General features: G+C 48.5%; 2 protein-coding genes, 1 tRNA gene and 1 pseudogene. 2 read left to right on the top strand and 2 right to left on the bottom strand.

Annotated features, from left to right (window positions below; genetic code table 11):
- Window positions 1–185 (bottom strand): annotated as a pseudogene (locus GKAS_RS23105) (FtsH protease modulator YccA); the annotation flags it as partial.
- 237 nt (window positions 186–422) lie between these two features.
- On the opposite strand from GKAS_RS23105, the gene GKAS_RS23110 reads away from it, so the two are divergent.
- Entirely contained in the window at window positions 423–2,042 is a 1,620-nt protein-coding gene (locus tag GKAS_RS23110; protein WP_035897852.1) for an ABC transporter substrate-binding protein, read from the top strand.
- Window positions 2,043–2,186: 144 nt separating this feature from the next.
- Window positions 2,187–2,274 (top strand) — tRNA-Ser (locus GKAS_RS23115).
- Window positions 2,275–2,606: 332 nt separating this feature from the next.
- Here GKAS_RS23115 and GKAS_RS23120 read toward each other — a convergent pair.
- The coding region (locus GKAS_RS23120; protein ID WP_167540437.1) for a hypothetical protein at window positions 2,607–2,973 on the bottom strand (367 nt) is incomplete at its 5' end.

Consider the following 2,973-nt stretch of genomic DNA (forward strand, 5'->3'; position numbering starts at 1 on the left):
AAACCATACATGCCGACCAGCGTCAGAATAAGGCCCGGAGACGGCAGCATCAGCACGGTGCTGGCTGTTGCGGTAATGGCGGAAAACGCCAGCGTCAGGCTCAGCAGAAAATAGGTGTTACGCAGAACTTTGTGTGTGCTCAGCAGCGATGAGCGGTCACGCGATGAAGTAATTATGCGATCCATAAGTCACCCTTTATATGACAGATGTTATTAGTGAGACAGAATAAAAAATCTCTTCTTTATTCCCTAATGATTTTACCCATCTTTACTCTGTCGAATCAGGGTATTACTGGTGGGTCACAAATTCCATTAATAAAATCACGAAGATCGAGATCAAACTCTTATAGGTTGTTGAAAGCATTTGCGTTGTTGCGGCTTCATGCTAACAGTGAAGAGGGTTATAACAACAAGGCAATGGAAATGAAATTAAAACACTATAACAACGTCACGATCGCGCTATTGGCGCTAGGTATAACCGCAACCGTTCAGGCGGCAAACGTGCCGCAAGGTACCGTGCTTGCCGATAAACAGGAGCTGGTACGCGGCAACGGCAATGAACCTGCCTCACTTGATCCGCATAAAGTTGAGAGTGATGTTGAGTTCAACATCCTCAACGATATGTTTGATGGGCTGGTGGCGGTGAAGCCCGACGGTAGCATTGAGCCGCGGCTGGCGGAATCCTGGGACAATAAGGACAATACCGTCTGGACGTTCCATCTGCGCCCAGGCATTACCTGGTCTGATGGTTCAGCGATTACCGCACAAGATGTGGTCTGGAGCTGGCAGCGTCTGGTCACGCCAACCACCGCATCGCCTTACGCCAGTTACCCAGGCAATATGCATATAGTGAACGCGGCGGATATCGCCTTAGGTAAGAAGGCCCCGGATACCCTCGGCGTGAAGGCGCTGAATGACACCACGGTCGAAGTTACCCTGACGCAGCCCAACTCCGCCTTCCTCGCCATGCTTGCGCATCCATCAATGGTGCCGCTGGATAAAGTGCTGATCGGCCAGTTTGGTGATAAATGGGTGAAGCCGGAGCACTTTGTTAGCAGCGGTGCTTACACACTGTCGCAGTGGGTGGTTAACGAGCGCATTGTGGCCGAGCGAAACCCACGTTACTGGGACAACGCGAAGACCGTGGTTAATAAAGTAACCTACCTGCCTATTCGCTCTGAAGCTTCTGATGTGAACCGCTATAAAGCGGGTGAAGTGGATATCGTCTACACCTTACCGATTAACCAGTTCAGCCAGTTGAAAAAGACGCTCGGCGATCAGGTGGACGTTAAGCCGCAGTTGGCGACCTACTACTATGAGTTCAACACCACGAAACCACCGTTTAACGATGCCCGTGTGCGCCGCGCGCTGAATATGGCGCTGGATAAAGACATTATTGCCGACAAAGTGTTAGGGCAGGGGCAAAGCCCGGCATGGGTGATTAGCCAGCCGGATATTGGCGGCGTGAAGCTGCACGGCCCTGATTACGCCTCCTGGCCGCGCGATAAGCGTATGGCTGAAGCGAAAAAGCTGCTGGCGGAAGCCGGATTTAATGACGCGCACCCACTGTCGTTCAACCTGCTGTACAACACGTCGGAATCACACCAGCGCATCGCGATAGCGGCAGCCTCGATGTGGAAGAAAAATCTCGGCGTTGAAGCCAAGCTGCAAAACCAGGAATGGAAGACCATGCTGGATGCGATGCATACCGGCAACTTTGACGTTGTGCGCTACGCCTGGATTGCAGACTACGACGACGCCTCGACGTTCCTCAACACCTTCCGTACCGGCGACAGTGAGAATACGGCGAAGTACAGCAACCCGGACTATGACGAGGCGCTACGCGACGCGGCGAAGACGCAGGATGTCGCCCAGCGTGCGCGTGATTACCAGAAGGCCGAAGACCTGCTGGCGCGCGATGTACCGGCTATTCCGGTCTATCACTACGTACGCACGCACCTGGTAAAACCGTGGGTGGGCGGATTTGCGCCGGATCGCCTGGGGAATTTCTCCACGAAAGATATCTACATCAAGAAGCATTAAGCAGAAATTTGAGGAATAAAGCGTCGTAAAAATAGCCATTTTGTTGTTTTTTCAGGCGAATAACAACATTTTGGCTGTTTTTCAGGCAAACGAACGTTTTGGTGCTTTACAGGTCCGTTCGGGATGTTTATAGTGCGCCTCATTGGAAGCGTGGCCGAGCGGTTGAAGGCACCGGTCTTGAAAACCGGCGACCCGAAAGGGTTCTAGAGTTCGAATCTCTACGCTTCCGCCAAATTAGAAAAGGGCTTGTCGAAAGACAAGCCCTTTTTGCTTTTTACCGTGAGTAACGTCTCGGTCTATTTCTCGTTTTCACCCTTCCTTTGGCTGTTTTTTCCTTCCTGCTGATTATTTCACTGCAACCCGGGTACAGATGTTCCGGATGTTGAGCCGCCGGAGCCTTAACGTAGTGGTTAATAATGAAGCAGAGAGGCGCAAGTAGGAAAGGGCCACGACCTGTGATACGTTAAAAATATAAAAAAGATGGCTAAAAAAAAGATATCAACGATCAGAGAAAATAGGCAGTTTTTATAAGCTGCCATAACGTTTGACTTATCATTTTTTAGACTAATGGGTTGTCCAAAAATATCCGTGGTTAGAGTGGATCATGATATTCTGGTTTTCGATATAACCATCAATAGCAATCCAGGCCGTTAGTTTTGTATAAATATTAATTAACTCATTGTTTAATAGGTAAAAATCATCATTCTGATTAGATGATGGTGATGTTTTCTCCTGCAATCTCTCTAAATCAGATTTCATTTTTATAAAATCATTTCTTAACAGGAATGGAATATCATGAAGGTTTATTCTTGCAATATACTGGGAGTTAATAAACAGGGCTTTCTTATCAAGAACAATAACGTTTGACATTAGTGCTAGCAACGTTTTACGTAACATCTCATGAGTATTTCTATATTCATTCATATCGGCT

The organism is Kluyvera ascorbata ATCC 33433, from assembly GCF_000735365.1.
GTDB lineage: Bacteria > Pseudomonadota > Gammaproteobacteria > Enterobacterales > Enterobacteriaceae > Kluyvera > Kluyvera ascorbata.

What these genes read in the sequence shown, in the direction of transcription:
- GKAS_RS23110 (WP_035897852.1), top strand. Translation starts at nt 423, where the DNA reads ATGAAATTAAAACACTATAACAACGTCACGATCGCGCTATTGGCGCTA.